General features: G+C 63.6%; 20 protein-coding genes and 1 tRNA gene. 7 read left to right on the top strand and 14 right to left on the bottom strand.

The features are described from left to right. Nucleotides 1-68: 68 nt before the first annotated feature. Entirely contained in the window at nt 69-419 is a 351-nt protein-coding gene (gene rplU, locus H0O21_RS06265) for a 50S ribosomal protein L21 (RefSeq protein ID WP_185190753.1), read from the top strand. Nucleotides 420-458: 39 nt separating this feature from the next. Then, nucleotides 459-725, top strand: a complete 267-nt coding sequence (gene rpmA, locus H0O21_RS06260) for a 50S ribosomal protein L27 (protein ID WP_131454694.1) — start codon at nt 459-461, stop codon at nt 723-725. Here rpmA and H0O21_RS06255 read toward each other — a convergent pair. After that, entirely contained in the window at nt 703-1173 is a 471-nt protein-coding gene (locus tag H0O21_RS06255) for a DUF2127 domain-containing protein (RefSeq protein ID WP_185190752.1), read from the bottom strand. The two genes, rpmA and H0O21_RS06255, sit on opposite strands and share 23 nt — an antisense overlap. 19 nt (nt 1174-1192) lie before the next feature. Further along, the gene (locus tag H0O21_RS06250) at nt 1193-1975 is read right to left on the bottom strand and encodes a bifunctional 2-polyprenyl-6-hydroxyphenol methylase/3-demethylubiquinol 3-O-methyltransferase UbiG (protein ID WP_185190751.1); all 783 of its coding nucleotides are present in this window, start codon (nt 1973-1975) and stop codon (nt 1193-1195) included. A 79-nt stretch (nt 1976-2054) separates the two neighbouring features. Between H0O21_RS06250 and truB the strand changes: the two genes are divergently transcribed. Both truB and H0O21_RS06240 read left to right on the top strand, forming a co-directional pair. Further along, entirely contained in the window at nt 2055-2930 is an 876-nt protein-coding gene (gene truB, locus H0O21_RS06245; protein ID WP_185190750.1) for a tRNA pseudouridine(55) synthase TruB, read from the top strand. 57 nt (nt 2931-2987) lie between these two features. Next, a complete protein-coding gene (locus H0O21_RS06240) occupies nt 2988-3743 on the top strand; it encodes a YebC/PmpR family DNA-binding transcriptional regulator (RefSeq protein ID WP_185190749.1) in 756 nt (251 codons plus the stop codon). On the opposite strand, the gene H0O21_RS06235 is transcribed toward H0O21_RS06240, so the two are convergent. Both H0O21_RS06235 and H0O21_RS06230 read right to left on the bottom strand, forming a co-directional pair. After that, nucleotides 3691-4503, bottom strand: coding sequence for a glucosamine-6-phosphate deaminase (locus H0O21_RS06235; protein WP_255441166.1), 813 nt, complete (start codon nt 4501-4503; stop codon nt 3691-3693). The two genes, H0O21_RS06240 and H0O21_RS06235, sit on opposite strands and share 53 nt — an antisense overlap. 23 nt (nt 4504-4526) lie before the next feature. Further along, entirely contained in the window at nt 4527-5921 is a 1395-nt protein-coding gene (locus H0O21_RS06230) for a SpoIID/LytB domain-containing protein (protein ID WP_185190748.1), read from the bottom strand. 92 nt (nt 5922-6013) lie between these two features. Here H0O21_RS06230 and H0O21_RS06225 point away from each other — a divergent pair, with 92 nt between their 5' ends. Both H0O21_RS06225 and psbV read left to right on the top strand, forming a co-directional pair. After that, nucleotides 6014-6961 (top strand): ribonuclease Z, encoded by a 948-nt coding sequence (locus H0O21_RS06225; protein WP_131454700.1) that lies wholly within the window; start codon nt 6014-6016, stop codon nt 6959-6961. 111 nt (nt 6962-7072) lie between these two features. Further along, nucleotides 7073-7585: a photosystem II cytochrome c-550 gene (gene psbV / locus H0O21_RS06220; protein WP_221625470.1), complete on the top strand. Its 513-nt coding sequence runs from the start codon at nt 7073-7075 to the stop codon at nt 7583-7585. A 62-nt stretch (nt 7586-7647) separates the two neighbouring features. On the opposite strand, the gene H0O21_RS06215 is transcribed toward psbV, so the two are convergent. The 4 genes from H0O21_RS06215 to serA form a co-directional block, all read right to left on the bottom strand. After that, a complete protein-coding gene (locus H0O21_RS06215; protein ID WP_185190747.1) occupies nt 7648-8019 on the bottom strand; it encodes a hypothetical protein in 372 nt (123 codons plus the stop codon). A 106-nt stretch (nt 8020-8125) separates the two neighbouring features. Next, nucleotides 8126-8425, bottom strand: coding sequence for a ferredoxin (locus H0O21_RS06210; RefSeq protein WP_131454703.1), 300 nt, complete (start codon nt 8423-8425; stop codon nt 8126-8128). A gap of 144 nt (nt 8426-8569) precedes the next feature. Continuing rightward, the gene (gene prmA, locus H0O21_RS06205; protein ID WP_131454704.1) at nt 8570-9484 is read right to left on the bottom strand and encodes a 50S ribosomal protein L11 methyltransferase; all 915 of its coding nucleotides are present in this window, start codon (nt 9482-9484) and stop codon (nt 8570-8572) included. Nucleotides 9485-9497: 13 nt separating this feature from the next. Next, nucleotides 9498-11084, bottom strand: a complete 1587-nt coding sequence (gene serA, locus H0O21_RS06200; RefSeq protein WP_185190746.1) for a phosphoglycerate dehydrogenase — start codon at nt 11082-11084, stop codon at nt 9498-9500. 217 nt (nt 11085-11301) lie between these two features. Between serA and H0O21_RS06195 the strand changes: the two genes are divergently transcribed. Further along, the gene (locus H0O21_RS06195) at nt 11302-11652 is read left to right on the top strand and encodes a DUF1815 family protein (RefSeq protein ID WP_185190745.1); all 351 of its coding nucleotides are present in this window, start codon (nt 11302-11304) and stop codon (nt 11650-11652) included. 36 nt (nt 11653-11688) lie between these two features. On the opposite strand, the gene recA is transcribed toward H0O21_RS06195, so the two are convergent. The 6 genes from recA to H0O21_RS06165 form a co-directional block, all read right to left on the bottom strand. Beyond that, nucleotides 11689-12819, bottom strand: a complete 1131-nt coding sequence (gene recA, locus H0O21_RS06190; RefSeq protein WP_131454707.1) for a recombinase RecA — start codon at nt 12817-12819, stop codon at nt 11689-11691. A 152-nt stretch (nt 12820-12971) separates the two neighbouring features. After that, nucleotides 12972-13745, bottom strand: a complete 774-nt coding sequence (locus tag H0O21_RS06185; protein WP_185190744.1) for an HAD family hydrolase — start codon at nt 13743-13745, stop codon at nt 12972-12974. A gap of 16 nt (nt 13746-13761) precedes the next feature. Continuing rightward, nucleotides 13762-13833 (bottom strand) — tRNA-Gln (locus H0O21_RS06180). 118 nt (nt 13834-13951) lie between these two features. Continuing rightward, nucleotides 13952-15628 carry an AAA family ATPase gene (locus H0O21_RS06175; protein ID WP_185190743.1) on the bottom strand — a complete coding sequence of 559 codons (1677 nt, stop codon included), beginning with the start codon at nt 15626-15628 and terminating at the stop codon, nt 13952-13954. Between the two features lie 41 nt (nt 15629-15669). Continuing rightward, nucleotides 15670-16716: an LdpA C-terminal domain-containing domain gene (locus H0O21_RS06170; RefSeq protein ID WP_185190742.1), complete on the bottom strand. Its 1047-nt coding sequence runs from the start codon at nt 16714-16716 to the stop codon at nt 15670-15672. An 8-nt stretch (nt 16717-16724) separates the two neighbouring features. After that, complete coding sequence (locus H0O21_RS06165) at nt 16725-17186, bottom strand: NAD(P)H-quinone oxidoreductase subunit N (protein WP_131454711.1); 462 nt, start codon at nt 17184-17186, stop codon at nt 16725-16727. Between the last annotated feature and the right edge of the window lie 318 nt (nt 17187-17504).

Raw genomic sequence — 17504 nt, 5'->3', positions numbered from 1 at the left:
TCGAAGTCCGATCCTTCCCAGCAATGGGGACCGTTGGACATCGAGCCTGGCCGCGTCACTTCCAGCCCATGGCAGACCCCAGCAACGAGACCTACGCGATTGTCGAGGCTTCCGGCCAGCAGTTCTGGCTGCAGCCCAATCGTTATTACGATCTGGACCGGCTTCAAGCTGCGGTGTACGACACCGTCACCCTCGAGAACGTTCTACTCGTGAAGGATTCCAAGGGCATAACCCTTGGCCAGCCCTATGTGAAGAGCGCCTCCGTGGAGCTCAAGGTGATGGACCATCGCCGCGGCCCCAAGGTGATCGTTTACAAGATGCGCCCCAAGAAGAAGACCCGTCGCAAGAATGGTCACAGGCAGGAGCTCACCCGGGTGATGGTCCAGTCCATCTCCGTTGGCGGCAAGGCCATCAGCTGACCGATCCCATCAACGCCCGAACCACATTCCGACTTCCCCATGGCACATAAGAAAGGCACAGGCTCCACTCGTAACGGCCGCGACTCCAATTCCAAGCGTCTTGGAGTCAAGGCCTATGGCGGCGAAACCGTCACGGCTGGCTCGATCCTGATCCGTCAGCGCGGCACCTCCGTGCTCCCAGGCCTCAATGTGGGTCAGGGCAAGGACGACACCCTCTTCGCCCTCACCGATGGCATCGTGACCTTCGAGACCATCCGTCGCGGCCTGCGCAACCGCAAACGCATCAGCGTCGCTGCCGCCAACTGAATCCAGCGGTTGCCTGACGCAGCGTCAGCAGCAGACCGACCAGCGTGAGCCCCAGGACCAGCACGGTTCTGGGGCTTTGCTCATGCAACACATGCCTGATTTCAAGGGGCAAAGCCATCACGAACACGGCCACCAGCAGCCATTCGCCCCAATGCCGCCCCACCCAGGTGGCCCATGCAGCCAGCAGGATCAAGGCGGCGTAAAAGCCACTCACAACGGCCAGGCGTCCCAACCGTGTCGGACCGAGCATTTGGGCCTGATCGGCCGCTTGCACAAGCAGCTCACGGTTGGAGGCTCCCCAGATCTCAGCGAAATGGGAGATCTGATCAAACTCCCGACTGCCCGCCAGGGCTGCCATGCTCACCAGCAAGAGGAGCAAGGCAATCAGAACTTTTTTGATCACGATCAGACGGAGCAGCCACTGACCCGAGCCGGATGGGCGTTGCATCGTGGATCGTTGGAGTGACTCAGGCCGGACGGTAAGCCCTCGTTGTGATCAGCCAAGGGTGAAACACCTCGATAAAACGAGACTGCAGGGTGCGGAAGAAACGCTCCACCAGCTCTGGATCATCGAAGTGGAAGGGATATTCACCCTCATGCCCCTTGAAGAAATACCAATTGAGCAGTGCGGTGGCGCCGGGCGCCATCAGCCCGTGAAACTCCAGCAATTGAGCGGAAGGATCCGGCAGATGCTCCAAAACATCAAGGCAGACAACCGTGTCGAATTGCAGCGGCCCTGATCGCGATGGGGCGCCATCCTGGACGGTGCAGTCGCTGAGGGCACGGTGCACCGACAGGCGATCGGCGAGTCCAAGGGAGGCCGCACGGGCTGCAACAAACGCCCGGTTGTGGGGATTGAGATCCACGAACCAGACGTGATCAACCTGCGGCAGGGCTGCCGCTGCAAGGGCATGGGTGCCGATGCCACCACCGAAATCCAGCACCCGACCGCGGGCAAACTGCTGCTGGAGCCGGAGGGTATCGGCGATGTAATCGGCGCTGCTCAGGTGCCAGGCGGCCAGCTCCAGCAGATGGCCCGTGCCGACGGTGTCTTCATAAAAAGAGGCTGCATCCTCTGGCTGGAAGGCCCCGGGATGGAGGGCGGCGAGATCGTCCTTACCAACGGGCAGACGGGCTTCCAACTCCTCCAGCGAGCAGTTGAGCTGACGAGCGAGATGGCGGCGTAGATCAAAGCCGTCGGCAAGAAAAGCAGCCACATCGATCGAGGTAGCTCTGCTGACCGGCTGCATGGGCAATGGATCTGGTGGGAGCAACCTAAACGCCGGGCCTGGATGCCACATTCATTGACGTGCCGTCGAGCAGGTTGGCGTGGAAGGCCCCCTTGGGTTTGTGGTGATTGACAAGCCGGCGGGACTCACCTCCCATGCCTGCGTTTCCCGCCTGCGTCGCCAGCTGGGAACCCGCCGGGTCGGCCATGGCGGCACCCTCGATCCAGCGGTGACCGGGGTCTTACCAATCGCCGTCGGACAAGCCACCCGGCTGTTGCCCTACCTCGCTGGAGAGAAGACTTACCGCGGATCGATCCAGCTGGGACGACGCACCACGACGGATGACCTGGAAGGAGAGCTCCTGGAGGATCAGCCCTGGCCCCAGCTCAGCATCCCTGAGCTAGACGTTCAGCTTGAGACCTTCAGGGGGGCCATTGATCAGCGCCCGCCTCAGGTGTCCGCCGTGCATGTCGATGGGGAGCGCGCCCATGCCAGGGCCCGGCGAGGTGAGTGGATGGATCTGCCGCCCCGGCCGGTCACGATCCACCGTCTTGAACTGTTGCGTTGGGATTCCGCATGCGGCGTTCTGGAGCTGGAGGTGCACTGCTCCGCCGGTACCTACATCCGCTCCCTCGCCCGTGACCTTGGCGAGCGACTGGGCTGCGGTGGATGCCTGGCAAGCCTGCGTCGGGTGCAGGCCATGGGATTTCGAATCGAACAAGCGGTTCACTTAGCGGATGGGGAGTGGACTGCCGAGCTGATCCCACCGCAGCAGCCCCTGGCCGATCGACCGCAGCGGATCGCCTCCGAGTCGGAGGTGGAAGACTGGCGCTGTGGGCGGCGCCTCAGCCTCCAACCCGAGATGAGCGCAGGACCGGTGGTCGTCCTCGATGGCGAGGGCCGCATGATCGGCCTCGGTTTGCACGAGGAACCGGGAAGCCTTCGCCCCAAGGTGGTCTTCGACGCCCGGGGGTGAGTTCACGCCATGGGCTCGGTACCCTGCACAGCCAGGGGACACGCAAACAGGCAAGCGATGGCCGGCCACAGCAAATGGGCCCAGATCAAACGCACCAAAGCAGTGGTGGATGCCAAGCGCGGTGCCGTTTTCACCCGCATCGGTCGCGAAATCACCGTGGCCGCCCGCAGCGGCGCTGATCCAGCTGGCAACTTCCAGCTGCGCACTGCGATCGCCAAGGCCAAGGCCGCAGGAGTGCCTGCCGCCAACATCGAACGGGCGATCGCCAAGGGATCAGGCCAGGGAGGAGCGGCGAACCAGCTGGAAGCCATCCGCTACGAGGGCTATGCCCCAGGAGGTGTGGCTGTGCTGGTGGAGGCGCTCACAGACAACCGCAACCGCACCGCCGCCGACCTGCGCCTGGCCTTCAGCAAGAACGGCGGCAACCTCGGGGAGTCGGGCTGCGTCAGCTATCTCTTCGACCACCGCAGCGACGTACGCATCCAGGCAGACACGCTGTCGGAAGAGACGCTCCTCGAGGCACTCCTCGAACTCGATGCTGAGGGCTACCAGCTGGAGGGAGAGAACCGGGCGGTGGTCCACGGCGGCTTCGAAAGTCTCGAGGCCCTGCAGGATGGGCTAAGGGATCAGGGCTGGACCGTGCTCGAGTGGGAGCACTGCTGGCATCCCCTCACCGCTGCTCCTGTGGACGATGAGGACACCGCCAGACAGTGCCTGAAGCTGCTGGAGGTCCTGGACAACCTTGATGACGTCAGCAGCGTCAGTACAAACCTGGAACTTCCTGAGGCGCTTCAGGCATCGCTGTCGCTCTGACCAGCGCCAAAGCCTCAGCGTCAGCCCATACCCAGAGACGGGGATGCTGCCGCAACCAACTCGCCGGCACCGCCGGCGTGGGCTCTGCACAGAGCACCTTCTGCAGGATGGCGGCCTTGGCCGCACCGGTCACCACCAGATGCACCTCGCCAGCCGCCAGGATCTCGCCCAGCCCGATGGTGATCGCCTGCAGGGGAACCCCCTGCGGATCAGTGGCGAAGTCCTCCGCGTTCTGGCGACGGGTGGCATCACTCAGCTGCACAACCCGACAGCGCACCGCATCGCTGCAGGGGGGCTCATTGAACCCCACATGGCCATTGATGCCGAGACCGAGCAGCTGAATCCCTAGGCCCCCAGCCATCTGCAGCGCACTGGCGTAACGCTCGGCCTCCGCCTCAGGATCCGACGCCGCCCCATCCGGCAAGCGGAGCTGATCGCTTCGGAGTGCCAGTGGCTCTCCCAGGTGCCGCCGCATGGTGGCGGCAAAACTGGTCTCTGCAGCAGCAGGCAGACCGACGTATTCATCAAGGTTGAAGCTGAGCCAGCCCTGCCGCAACCGCTCGAAATCCTTCTGGGGCCACGAGCGCAGGCGCTGCACCAACAGCCGATAAAAGGGGTCCATGGTTCGACCTGTGGCCAGCCCCATCGGCTGCGGAGCGGGCTCAGCCAGACGCTCCCGCAGCCGCTGCTCCCAGTGATCCACCAAGTCCTCCATCAAGAGGGCTGAATCCGACCGGGTGATGAGCCTGAAAGGATCCATGGGCACGGGGCAGCGCGACGTGATCAGCCCCTCCAGGCTGGCTCGACTTGAGGTAGGCGTGCCACCGCCGGATCGTCACTGGGGCGGAAGGGCCGAATCTCCACACCTTGGTAGTAGTGCTGCAAGATCTGCCGAAATTCAGCCCCCTGCTCCGCCAGCGCCCGAGCCCCCCACTGACTCATGCCCACACCGTGGCCGTAGCCACGACCGCGAACTTCCAGCACCGGCTGAGGACGACGACGACGCAGACGCAGCTGCTGCGGGAGGGGAGGAGGGGGCGACAGCTGCTCGGAGATCCCATCACCATCGGGATCCACCAGAAACCCAACCCAGCGGGAAGACAACTGCGAGGGCGGTGTCGAGGGTGAGGGTTCCCCCTCCACCTCCCCAGCAGCCAGCCAGTTGAACTCCACCATCGTGCTCTTCAGCCCCAGGCGCTGCCGCAGTTCGCTGCCACTGATCCGAAGCACCCCTACCGGGCCACGCACCCGTAGAGCCCGCACCCGTCCTGTCGTGCTGCTTTCCAGAACCTCCAGGCGCTCCACGCCACCGGTCTCTCGAAACGCACGGCGGAGCTGGTCTGCATCGAAACGCGTCTCCCAGCGATGCACCGGGCTCTGCTGATCGTGATCGGGAACACTCACCAGATAAGGCAGCTGGGAGCGCCAGACCTCGCCACTGGCTTCGGTGGCACCACCGGAACTGCTGTGAAAAACGGCATTGATCAACTGGCCGGCATGCACCAACACCAGCGAGCGGGTGCTTTGCACCGCCTCCAGTGTGCGGGGTGTTTGCGATTCCAACCCCCGATACACCTGGCTGGCCACAGTCGCCTGCACATCAAACAGCCCAGCTCGCCCCCGCTGACGCAGGGCGTAGGTGCGAGCGGCAACAGCCTGCGCCTGCAGGGCTGCCATCGGCCACTCCTGGGGCATTTCACTGCCCACAACACTGGGGAGATAGTCCTCAATCCCCAGGTGATTCACCACCGCAATCCGGCCCTTGTGAACCAAAAGCCGCAAGCTGCCCCCATAGCGCCGCTTTCCCAGCCAGAGCCCGCGGGGATCGTCCGTTTCAAGACGGAGCTGGGCGGAGGTGGGAAGCCGTCGTCGCATCGGTCGATCCGCCGGGGCACCGGCCTCCTCCATCACCAGGCTGAGCCCTCCAGAACTGAGCTCGATCTGTAAACGCGTCAGGTCGATGCGGCCCAGATCCGGCCCGGTTAACCGAAAGGGACGATCAGCATCAGCCCGCAGGGAGATCTGCTCGCTCTCCTGCAGCAACACGCGAATGTCAGGCTCCCTGGCCGCCACCACCGCTTGGTGAGTGCCCCCCAGGAGCAGCAGGCCTGAGGAAAGCCCGAGCGATGACAAGCCAAGGGAGACAAGAGGCTGCAGCCTGACCACAACCAAAGGCATCCAGGGCAGCCCAGTGTGCCGCGCAAGGGCGCAGCCATCCAGGGGGGGGCCAGGTTTAATGAATGAGACCAGCAGGTTGAGAGCAACAGACCGTGCAGGTCACCTTCCTCGGGACAAGTTCCGGTGTTCCCACCCGGGCCCGCAATGTTTCCGCCGTCGCCCTGCGGCTCCCCCAGCGCTCAGAGCTCTGGCTGTTCGACTGCGGCGAGGGCACGCAGCACCAGTTCCTACGCAGCGACCTGAGGCTGTCGCAACTGCGGCGGGTGTTTGTCACCCACATGCATGGGGACCATGTCTTCGGACTGCCAGGACTGCTTGCCAGCCTGGGATTAGCCGGCAGCAGCTCTGGGGTGGATCTCTACGGCCCCGATCCCCTGGAGGCCTATCTGCAAGGAGTGCTGCGCACCAGCTCCACCCGGATCGGATATCCACTCGCGGTCCATCGTGTGAAGGAGGCGGCCGAAGCGGGAACCTTGGTGCTCGAGGATGACGACATCCTGGTTCGAGCGACCCCCCTCACCCACCGGGTACCGGCTTACGCCTATCGGATCGAACAGAAACCCCGCGCCGGTCGATTCGATGTGGATCAAGCCAAGGCATTGAAGATCCCCCCTGGTCCGATCTACGCGGCCCTCAAACGGGGCGAGACCGTCACCCTGGAGGACGGTCGCCGCATCGACGGGCGCACCCTCTGCGGTCCGGATCGCCCCGGAGTGAGCGTGGTTTATTGCACCGACACCGTCTTCAGCGAAGCGGCTGTGGAGCTCGCCCGCGGCGCCGACCTGCTCATCCATGAGGCGACCTTCGCCCATAGCGAAGCGGAGATGGCCTTCCAGCGGCAGCACTCCACCAGCACGATGGCCGCCCAAACGGCTGCTGAAGCAGGTGTGAAGCAGCTTGTGCTCACCCATCTGAGCCCCCGTTACGCACCTGGGAACGCCATCACCGCGGATGACCTGCTCGCTGAGGCGCAGGCGATTTTTCCCGAGACCACCCTGGCCAAAGACTTCCTCACCCTCGAGGTGAACCCGACGAACTGAGGGCTCGGCTGCAACAGTTCATGATCAGCTGCGCTCTGACCCGGGCGGATGGCCTCCCCCCCGTGATACAAGAACCTGGTGCGGTGTACCCGTCAGATCCTGGCGTCCTCCATGGCCTCTCTTTTCAATTCCCTGCGACGGTCCCTGAGCCGGCTGCTGCTCGTGCTGCCCGTGCTGATCGGTCTCGCCTTCAGCTCTCCGGTTCTGGCAGCCCAGTGGGATGCCGAAACGCTCACCGTTCCCGCTGATGCCAACGGCGATCTGGTGACGTTCAGCGAACAGGAGATCAAGTCCGGCCGCAAAGTCTTCAACACCAGCTGCGGCACCTGCCACGCCGGTGGCATTACCAAGACCAACCACAACGTTGGCCTTGACCCCGAGACCCTGGCCCTCGCCACCCCGGCACGCGACAACGTCGACGCCCTGGTGGACTACATGAAGGACCCCACGTCCTACGACGGTGAGTACAGCATCGCTGACGTGCATCCCAGCATGCGCAGCAGCGACCTCTTCGTTCAGATGCGCGACCTGACCGATGAGGACCTGCGCCTGATGGCGGGCTACATCCTGGTGGCCCCGAAGGTGCAGGGGAACCAGTGGGGCGGCGGCAAGATCTACTTCTGATCCGATCGATCACCTGGCATCCAGGAGATGTCGTTGAACCGCCCCTAGGGGGGCGGTTTTTTTTATGCCTCTGTCGCCGCTGAAGCCGGGTAGAGATTGGCAGGATCGAGGGACCGTGGATGGCGGCTGTACCACCACTCCTGAAGCTCGGAACTAAACCGCACGGAGAAGAGGGTCAAGACGGTGGCCGTCGGGCGGGAACCGGGCTGCAAGAGCTCCACGGCATAAGAGGGGCAGCGACGGGCCGCAAGATCGGGCACAAAGCGGCGGCCGACCCGACGCCAGCTGGGCTCCTTGCTGCGCCAGACGAGGCGACAGCAGGGCCAGGGAAGCTCTTCACGGTCAAACAAACGGCAGCAGGGGCCAATGACCCGGAAGCTGTATTGCCCCCCCGGGCTCGTGTGCACCGTGCCGTGCTCAAGCAGCTCTGTCATTCAACGACCCGGGCTTTGAAAACGCTGACACGCTGCCAGCAAAAAGCCACCCCTTGGGGTGGCTGATGGACAGTCGTTCGGAAGGCGAACGATTGCAGGGGCGAACTCAGTAGAGCTCTTCCTCGGCGTGGGTCTTGATGGTGCAGTCGGAGGTGGGGTAGGCCACGCAGGTCAGCACGAAACCGGCTTCGATCTGATCGTCGTCCAGGAAGCTCTGGTCGGACTGATCCACGGTGCCAGCGGTGATCTTGCCTGCGCAGGTGGAGCAAGCGCCTGCACGGCAGGAATAGGGGAGATCGATGCCCTGCTCTTCAGCGGCGTCGAGGATGTACTGATCGTCGGGCACCTCGATGGTCTTGTTCAGACCTTCGCTCTCGCTGATCAGAGTGACCTTGTAGGAAGCCATGGATGGTTGGAGTGTGCAAGATCCGAAAAGATCGAATCCGCAGGACCGCACTTATCTACATCGGCCTGGGCCAATGACAGGCGCTTCCTTGAAGCATTTCCGCCAAGGCCAATCAAACGGCGACCAACAGATAAGGCTGGCTTATTAGGCAACGCGTCGACGGATCTCAAGCAAGCCCCAGCGCCCCTGGGCCGTCTGAGCGGTCACCTGCCAGCCCAGATCGTCCAGCACCGCCGTCAACCGTGCCGCCTGATCCACCAGAAGGCCACTCAGCAGCGCTCGGCCTTGCGGACGCAGAACGGCCTGAAAACGGGGAGCCAGGGCTTCGATCACTGGCGCCAGGATGTTGCAAAGCAGCAAGTCAGCTGGCTGCCCCTCCAGCAGCTGCTCAAGGGTTTCCACCGACCCCTGACGGACCTCCAGTCGTTCAGCCAGCGCTCCGCTCAAGCTGGCGTTATCGCTGGTGGCCCTGACAGCCAGGCTGTCCGTGTCCACCGCCAACACCGCCTCAGCGCCCAAGCCAAGGGCTGCGAGCCCCAGGATGCCGCTGCCACAACCGAGATCCGCCACCCTCAACCCCAGGGGAGGCTGCTCCTCCAGCGCTTCTAGGCAGAGTCTGGTGGTGGGATGACTGCCCGTCCCAAAAGCACTCCCTGGGTCCATCCGCAGCACGAGGCGATCAGCGTGCTCCGGGGGCACCTCAAGCCAAGCGGGCAGGATCAGCAAGCCACGGCCCACAGGATCGGGCTCCCAGTGCTGCTTCCAGGTGAGACTCCAGTCCTCATCGTCGAGCTCAACCCAACTCGGCTGAGGGAGGGCAAGGCCGAAGGTGGAAGCCAGAGGCTCTAGGGCAGCGATGAGTGCAGCGCGCTCGTCCAGGGGCCATTCCGGCGCCGGCAGCCAAAGCTGAAGAGTGCGCCGATCGGGGGTTTCCGGCGCATGTTCCACCGACAGACGATGCAGACCGAGACTGTCGAGCTTCCAGAGGAGTGACTCCTCCAGTTCAGGCGCCAGTGGCAACGAAAGTCGCCACCAGCGCAAAGGAGCGGAGCCTGTCATGGGTTGATTGCGCTCAGAGCGTCACGGGATGGGCTTCCTGAATGCCATTGATGGCATGAATGGTGGCCAGAAGGCTGGGAGGGATCGGATCATCGATGCTGAGCACCATCACCGCGTCACCGCGCACGATCCGGCGCCCCACCTGCATGGAGGCGATATTCACGTTGTGCTCGCCGAGCAGGGATCCGAGATGGCCAATGATTCCAGGCATATCCCGATGCCTGGTGAAGAGCATGTGACGGCTCGGAGGCACATTGACCGGGAATTCATCAATGCTGGTGACCCTCAGATCACCATCGGCAAACACGGCACCGGTCACGCTGTGGCCACCCTGCCCGCCACGGGTGGTGAGCTGAAGGGATCCACCGGCAAAATCGCGGCTGGCATCGTCCTTCACCTCCAGAACGTGAATGCCCCGGCTCTTTGCCTCCAGCGCCGCATTCACATAGTTGATCCGATCGCCGAGGGCACTCGAGAGAAGCCCCTTCAAAGCGGCCACCACGAGAGGTTGAGAAGGATGCTCGGCGAACTCACCTTGAAGCCGCACCTCCAGCTCCTGAACCTGCCCTCCTGAGAGCTGGCTGACCAGCAGGCCCAGCGTTTCCGCCAACTGCAAATGGGGCTTAAGACGCTCCATGATTTCGGCACTCAGACCGGGAATGTTCACGGCGCTGCGAGCCGGCAGCCCCAGCAGCACATCACGGATCTGCTCCGCCACATCGATCGCCACGTTTTCCTGGGCCTCCTCGGTGGATGCCCCCAGGTGAGGCGTCAGCACCAGCCCTCGCTCCACAGACCGGAGAGGGGAGTCAGCGGCGAGAGGCTCGCTGGCAAAGACATCCAAACCGGCTCCGGCAATCACTCCGTTGTCGATCGCTTCGGCCAGGGCCGACTCATCCACGATGCCGCCGCGAGCGCAGTTCACGATGCGAGCGGTGGACTTCATGCTGCGCAGCAGCTCGGCGTTGACGAGGTTCTCAGTGTCCGGAGTCCGGGGGATATGCAGGGTGATGTAGTCCGCGCTGCGAAACAGCTCATCCAGCTGGGTGAGGCGCACCTGCATCTGCTGGGCGCGGTCGGCGGAGATGAACGGGTCGTAAGCGATCACATCCATCCCCATCGCTTTGGCCACGCGAGCCACATGGGAGCCGATCTTGCCCAGACCGACGACACCGAGCGTTTTTTTGTAGAGCTCGTTGCCAACGTATTTCTTGCGGTCCCAAGCGCCATTGCGCATCGAGGCATGGGCCTGGGGTACGTGGCGAGACAGGGAAAGCAGCAGGGCCAGAGCGTGCTCCGCTGCGGCAATGGTGTTGCCCTCCGGCGAGTTCACCACCAGCACCCCTCGCTGGGTGGCGGCCGGCACATCGACGTTGTCAACACCAACGCCGGCCCGGCCAATGATGCGTAGACGATCAGCGGCCGCGATCACATCCGCGGTCACCTGGGTGCCTGAGCGGATCATCAGGGCGTCGTAGTCACCAATAATCGCCTTGAGTTCTTCAGCGCTAAGCCCGGTGCGCTGATCAACCTGGGCCACCTGACCAAGGATGTCGATCCCTGCCTGATCAATGGGATCGGAAACCAGAACTTTCGTCATCAACCGGCAGGAGAGAGCCGTGGGCCACTGTAGAGAGCGACCCGCGATGCCCTTGTTGCCCAGCGGACCGCTGCACGGCTTCGCCCAGGAGCATCACGCCGAAGCAGCGGTTTCGTCCCACCCTCCGCACAGACTTTCGTCAGCAGCCCAGGACACAGTGCGTTCAGCGAAACCTGAAGAAAACATTTAAGATTGTTGGGACAGGTTGGTGGTCGCCATGTTTCCTCGCCTTGCTCAGCAATATCGATCGGTGGTCAAGGACTTGGTGATGAGCCTCCAGGCTCTGGCCACCAGCCTCAAGAAGCGTGGAGTCACGGCCACCTGCTACGTCTGTGATGACGGCCGGGATGACCATGGGGCCTCGTTTGTGGCCCAACTGGGAGACCAGCACATGGTGCGTTTTCTGGTCTCTGATTTCGGGATCAGTTGGGTGGAATCCCGCAATGGTCGCGAACTGGTAAAACTCGAAGGCGCTGAGGCCATCCAGGAGCTGCAGAGGGTGACACAGTTCCTTCAGCAGCCGTCTGAAGAGTCCGTTCACGAGACGGTCAAGACAGCCCAGCGATGAGCAGACCGGGGGAGCTGACGCTCCCCCGCTGATCGATCAAGCCGCCGAGCTGTCGTCCGTCGCGGAAGCCTTAGGAGCAGCCGAAGCACTCCTGGCTGCAGCAGCAAGAGGGCGCATCGAGTTGGCCGTCACCTCAGATCCCTCCGTGAGCTTCTGACGGACAAGCACCTCAATGGCATCCTTCGCCTCAGGGTTCTGTTCAAGCCAGGTGATGGTGTTGTCACGCCCCTGACCGATGTTGTCGCCCTCGTAGCTGTACCAAGCACCCTTACGGGTCACCACGCCGGTCTCTTCGGCCAAATCGAGCAGGCAGCCCAGGGTGCTGATGCCGCGGCCAAACAGGATGTCGAACTCGGCGATGCGGAAGGGAGGAGCAACCTTGTTCTTCGCCACCTTGACCTTGGCCCGGATGCCGTACTCCTCGGTGCCGCGCTTGAGCGTTTGGATACGACGAATATCCAAACGCACCGAGGCATAGAACTTCAGAGCGTTACCACCGGTCGTGGTTTCAGGGTTCCCGTAGGTGACACCGATCTTGAGGCGCAACTGGTTGAGGAAAATCACCGTGCAACCGGACTTGCCGATGTTGCCGGTGATCTTGCGCATCGCCTGGCTCATCAGCCTGGCCTGACTGCCGACAGCCAGATCGCCCATCTCCCCTTCGATCTCCGCCCGAGGCGTCAGGGCGGCGACGGAATCGACGACGACGATATCGACGGCGGCGGAGCGGACGAGCTGATCGACGATCTCTAGGGCCATCTCACCGGTATCCGGCTGAGAGACCAGCAGATTCTCGATATCAACGCCCAGAGACGCTGCATAGACCGGATCCAGAGCGTGCTCCGCATCCACAAAAGCCGCCACACCGCCGCGGCGCTGCACCTCGGCAATCGCATGGAGGGTCAGCGTGGTCTTACCCGAGCTTTCCGGCCCGTAGACCTCGACCACCCGTCCTTTCGGATAGCCACCACCAAGGGCGAGATCGAGGGTGAGTGCGCCGGTGGGGATCGTTTCGACCCGCATCCGGGAGGCATCTCCCAGACGCATGATCGAACCCTTGCCGAAATTTCGTTCAATCTGGCCAAGCACCAGATTGAGGGCTTTGTCTCTCTCGCCGGGGCGAGAGTCGGGACCAGGGGTCGGGGAGGATTTCACGTCGACTGGCATGGATGGAAACGGTAAGGGGCTGACGGGCGCTGACGACCACGGGCCGGGACAGCACAGAAAGCGCTGCGACCGGGACGACCGACGCCGGACAGACCATTCAGTGCCCTGCCAAACGCCATCTGTCCCATGTAGTACAGATGTACGTTAACGAATCAGGGCCAGCTCGCCAAGGGGGACGCAAACAGCTCCGGCTCAAGCCAATGAACTCCATCCGGCAACCCATGGCGATCCTGGGGCTTCAGGTATCCCCAGCTGACCAGGTAGCAGGGAAGATCGTCCAGCCCGGGAGTGCGATGCACAGCTTCGAGGGTGGCGCGGCGATCCTCGATGAACCCTCGCAGTCGGCGAACGGCACGCAGCTGGAGCAGCACCTCCGGCTTACTGCCATCTTCATGGCCATGCAGCAAAGCAGGCTGGAGATCGAGAGCGTCAAGGAGCTCTGCGGCGAAGGCACGGCCCTTGGTCGTGAGCACAGACCAAGCCACACCCTCCGACTGAAAACGGCGAAGCCGGTCAACCACACCAGGGAACGGGCGATGCAACGCCAACCAGGAGGTCCTGTCCTTGGCGACAGCCTCCCGTCGCACCTGCTCCAGCGCCTCCTGAAGCACAGCGGGCTGCCAGCCTCGGGCCTCGAGCAACCGCTCGGTTCTACGGAGATAGTCAGCACTGTCCTGGGGGGCACCGAGGCGCCGCAAGGGACTCTCCGCATCCATCAGCTCAGCGGCGAGGAGGACCATCTCCCAACCGTGATGGACCCAGGGACGACTGGAGCGAAACAGGGCGGGCAACTCAACAGGGAGCGCTGCTTCAGCTGCGGGGCCGATCAGACGAATGGAGGCTTGCCTGGCAGCCCACCAGTACTCCTCCATGCCATCGATGATCACGCCATCGAAATCGAAGACCAACAACGGGGAGTTGGACACGATCGAACCGGAAAAACTGGGCCGCTAGGATTCGAACCTAGGAATGGCGGGACCAAAACCCGCTGCCTTACCACTTGGCGACGGCCCATTGACTCCGAATCAGTGGCTACCCGCGGCAGCTCTGAACGGCGTTTGAATAGTTACCCACAGCGGAGTGACCTTCGTCAATCCATTCCCTCCGCAAAAGCACGCTGAGGGGACCGTCATCAGGGCGGAAACACCCGCAGTCGCTGTTGATCCGCCTGGCCGAACACATCGCTACGGAGGCGGTAACGAGCAATGAGATCGGCCTGCATGCGCCGAACTTCCTCGTTACGAGGGAGGAGTTCCACCGGACGCCCCTGGGGCACAACCACCTGCTCGACCGCCAGGCGACACTCCTCCAATGCGGCGAACGCATCCGCCTGATCATCAGGCAAGGCGGGGGCTTCAGGAGCAAGGCGGCGCGAGAGCAAACGCTCGAGCGCCCGCTCCACCTGAGGCAGGGTGTCGGCCTTGATCACCAGAATCGGCACCCGCGCCTCCCGGGCCTGGCGGCGCAGGTCGGGTTGACGGCCCAAGCCTTGCCGAACACTGAGAACCACATCAGCCGCGGATAGATCGTCCACAAGCTGCACGGGCCAGCGATGGCGACGACTGGCCTCCTCCACCAGGCGGGGGGTGAGACCACAGCAGATCACCTGAAGAACATCCGGCGTCGAGGCGGCTTTGTGGGCTGCTTCGCGGGCTGCGTCTGAGGCTGGTTCCGATACCAGTTCAGGCTGTCGTTGGTCCGAGACGTGACTGGGATCCGGCGTCGGCACCATGGCGAGCCGTGGCGGCTCCCGAAGGTCCCGAGGTGGCCGAAGCCGCACCGCAAGGCCGGTGCCCTTGTCAGGCAATGGATCGCATCGGCGCACGGATCCATCAGAAGAGAGCTCCCTTTCTTCTGGCCGAGGGGTCTGCCCCCGCAGCAGGAGATCCACCGTGCGACCGACATCGGCATGCACCGCCCAGCGATGCCGGCTATGCATCTCAACGGCCAGGGGGAAGGTGGGCTCGGCCGCCCGCTCCAACACCGTTTTCTGACTGCGGCGCCGACGCGCTTCCTCGTCTCCAAGGGTGACCGATTCAATGCCGCCCACCAGATCACAGAGGGTCGGATTTTTAATCAGGTTCGCCAGGGCATTGCCGTGGGCGGTCGCCACCAGCATCACCCCCCGTTCCGCAATGGTGCGGGCCGCCTGCGCTTCCAGTTCAGTGCCGATCTCATCGATCACGATGACCTCGGGCATGTGGTTCTCCACGGCTTCGATCATCACCTGGTGTTGCAGCTCAGGACGGGCCACCTGCATGCGTCGGGCCCGGCCGATCGCAGGATGCGGGATGTCGCCATCGCCGGCGATCTCGTTGCTGGTGTCGATGACCACCACCCGCTTCTCCAGCTCATCGGCCAGCACCCTGGCGATCTCCCGAAGGGCCGTGGTCTTGCCCACACCAGGACGCCCCATCAGCAGGAGGGACTGACCGCTATCGAGCAGATCCCGCACCATCGCCACGGTGCCAAAGACCGCGCGACCAACCCTGCAGGTGAGCCCCACCACGTCGCCGCGACGGTTGCGGATCGCACTGATGCGGTGCAGGGTGCGCTCAATCCCAGCCCTGTTGTCAGCACCGAACCGACCAAGCCGCTCCACCGTCGCCTGTAGATCGTCCCTGAGCAAACAACGCTCCCCAAGAGGCAGTGAGCGGCCCGGATATCGCGCTTCGGGCACCCGACCCAGATCGAGCACCACCTCAAGCAACTGCTCGCGGGAGGATTCCGTCTGCAGAGCAACCTGCACCTCAGCCGGCAACAGAGCCAGCAAGCGATCAAGATCGTCAGTGATCCGCTCGGTGCTCATGCGCCTCGGCCCACCACCATTCACCCAGCCATGAAGGCCTTCTAGCAGGCTTCCGGACCAGTGTGACGCTGCAACCAGGGTCGAATCAACGCGCGGGCGCTAGCCAGTGCTCGTGACCAACCCTCAGGCCAGTCACGCAAATTCCGCCCTCGCTGCTGCGCCTCCAGGAGCCATGGCTGCACCAGGGTGCGGGCTTTCCCTCCGAAGGCCACCCCAGCCGGTGCTGAGTCAACCCCCTCAGGCAGCTGGGTGATCGTGGCCTCATTGGTGCCACCGGCCAGCTGCAGCGGCCCGGGGGGAGCGAACGGGAGCAACTGCTGCCACAGCTTCACAGCGGCTCGGGCCGTGCCGCTGCCCACATCCCCCGACATGGGTCGACCATCCAGCTGCCATAGAGGGCGTTGGCCGCAGGCACGCAGAACGGCGTGGCGCATCCAAAGCTCCCGTGCCAGATCGTCGACCGTGAGGCCATGGCCTTCCAGCCCACAGCTGACAGCCAAGCGTTTGAAGGGCACCTCCGCCTGCATCACGGGCGCCAGAGTTGCCTGAAAGGCAGCGATCCGACCAGGGGCCGTGTGGATCTCAAGGGCATCGGGCCGCAGCTCCCGAAGCAGGGCGGCCAGGTCGTCGCGTCCGATGATCGAATCGCGGCTCGTGATCAGGGCTAGAGGACAGGCGGGCAGACAGCGACCACAGCCATAACAGCGGTCAGGGAGAACCCCCACAAACTGATCAATCGCCAGTGCTGGGCAAACCCGCTCGCAAGGCCGCGAGCAATCGGGAGGGCAGCGACCCGGATCAAATTCGGCTTTACGGAAATGGGCATCGCTGCCATCGCTGACACTCACCATCAGCCATGGGCGACTGCCGATCTGATCCTCAGCCCAGGCCAAACCCTCCCGTGCAGCGAGCACGACGGCAGGATCTGCGGCCACATCCACGCAGTGCACACCGGCAACGGCATAGAGCGCACACAGATCAGCGATCGAAGGCAAATCCGTGTTGCTGGCCCCGCAGATGAGCTTGACCCAGCGTCCCTGCGCCAGGGCTCGCTCACCGGCATCGCCGCCCGCAGCAGCGAGGGTCATGGGGTGGCTCAGGCCCCCAGCAAACGGGTCATGGGCTGCCAACGCAAAGCTCGGGCACCACCCATCTCCACCACCACCTTCAAGCGCGGCTCCCGTCGACAGAGCGCGCAGAGGGAGAGCAGCTCGGAGCGAGACAGGACCTGCCCTTCAAGCAACCAGAGCACCACAGGCTGATCGCCCAGCATGCGCTCACCGAGCAGAGGCATGACCTCCTGCACCTCACCGACAGCGGCACCGCGCCCAACGCTCTGATGACCGAGGTGCGGCGGACGGACGCCATGCTTTTGGAAGAGGAAGACCTCCGGATCACCCAAGCCACGCGCCGTTGTGATGTGGGTGCGATAACCGGCTGCCCGCAAACGACGCAACAAACGCGTCTCGGCACCACCTTCAAGAGGAGCATGAACAGCCATGCAACCCTCAGCCTCGAGCTCGCGGCGGAATCCCCGTCCAGAGAGCAGCAGCGGCATGAACCCAGAACAGCTTGGGGGAGTCTGGCAGCAGGAGGAGGCTTGAGGGGAGGGGGAACCGTCGTGGTGTAAGTTTTTTGTTTGCTCCGTGTTTCTGTGCCCGTCCGCTAGCCGGGCCTCCAGTTCACAGAGCAGGTCCGGCGATTGCGCCGGATCCCCAGGCCAGTGCAACCCCTGCCTTCGGGCATGTTGCCGGGAAACTGACCGGTCACTTCCGGACAAGTCCCAGCCAGCTGATTCGCTCGCTAGCCCCATTCCGGATCACGTCCCCTCAGGCGACGCGTTCCCGGCCATGACTGCGTTACTTCGATCAGCGCC

Source organism: Synechococcus sp. HK01-R (assembly GCF_014217855.1).
Taxonomy (GTDB): domain Bacteria; phylum Cyanobacteriota; class Cyanobacteriia; order PCC-6307; family Cyanobiaceae; genus Synechococcus_C.
This window is presented reverse-complemented; position numbering and strand designations above follow the sequence as displayed.

What these genes read in the sequence shown, in the direction of transcription:
- rplU (WP_185190753.1), top strand. Translation starts at nt 69, where the DNA reads ATGGCAGACCCCAGCAACGAGACCTACGCGATTGTCGAGGCTTCCGGC.
- rpmA (WP_131454694.1), top strand. Translation starts at nt 459, where the DNA reads ATGGCACATAAGAAAGGCACAGGCTCCACTCGTAACGGCCGCGACTCC.
- H0O21_RS06255 (WP_185190752.1), bottom strand. Translation starts at nt 1,173, where the DNA reads ATGCAACGCCCATCCGGCTCGGGTCAGTGGCTGCTCCGTCTGATCGTG.
- H0O21_RS06250 (WP_185190751.1), bottom strand. Translation starts at nt 1,975, where the DNA reads ATGCAGCCGGTCAGCAGAGCTACCTCGATCGATGTGGCTGCTTTTCTT.
- H0O21_RS06240 (WP_185190749.1), top strand. Translation starts at nt 2,988, where the DNA reads ATGGCCGGCCACAGCAAATGGGCCCAGATCAAACGCACCAAAGCAGTG.
- H0O21_RS06235 (WP_255441166.1), bottom strand. Translation starts at nt 4,503, where the DNA reads ATGGATCCTTTCAGGCTCATCACCCGGTCGGATTCAGCCCTCTTGATG.
- H0O21_RS06230 (WP_185190748.1), bottom strand. Translation starts at nt 5,921, where the DNA reads ATGCCTTTGGTTGTGGTCAGGCTGCAGCCTCTTGTCTCCCTTGGCTTG.
- psbV (WP_221625470.1), top strand. Translation starts at nt 7,073, where the DNA reads ATGGCCTCTCTTTTCAATTCCCTGCGACGGTCCCTGAGCCGGCTGCTG.
- H0O21_RS06215 (WP_185190747.1), bottom strand. Translation starts at nt 8,019, where the DNA reads ATGACAGAGCTGCTTGAGCACGGCACGGTGCACACGAGCCCGGGGGGG.
- H0O21_RS06210 (WP_131454703.1), bottom strand. Translation starts at nt 8,425, where the DNA reads ATGGCTTCCTACAAGGTCACTCTGATCAGCGAGAGCGAAGGTCTGAAC.
- prmA (WP_131454704.1), bottom strand. Translation starts at nt 9,484, where the DNA reads ATGACAGGCTCCGCTCCTTTGCGCTGGTGGCGACTTTCGTTGCCACTG.
- serA (WP_185190746.1), bottom strand. Translation starts at nt 11,084, where the DNA reads ATGACGAAAGTTCTGGTTTCCGATCCCATTGATCAGGCAGGGATCGAC.
- H0O21_RS06195 (WP_185190745.1), top strand. Translation starts at nt 11,302, where the DNA reads ATGTTTCCTCGCCTTGCTCAGCAATATCGATCGGTGGTCAAGGACTTG.
- recA (WP_131454707.1), bottom strand. Translation starts at nt 12,819, where the DNA reads ATGCCAGTCGACGTGAAATCCTCCCCGACCCCTGGTCCCGACTCTCGC.
- H0O21_RS06175 (WP_185190743.1), bottom strand. Translation starts at nt 15,628, where the DNA reads ATGAGCACCGAGCGGATCACTGACGATCTTGATCGCTTGCTGGCTCTG.
- H0O21_RS06170 (WP_185190742.1), bottom strand. Translation starts at nt 16,716, where the DNA reads ATGACCCTCGCTGCTGCGGGCGGCGATGCCGGTGAGCGAGCCCTGGCG.
- H0O21_RS06165 (WP_131454711.1), bottom strand. Translation starts at nt 17,186, where the DNA reads ATGCCGCTGCTGCTCTCTGGACGGGGATTCCGCCGCGAGCTCGAGGCT.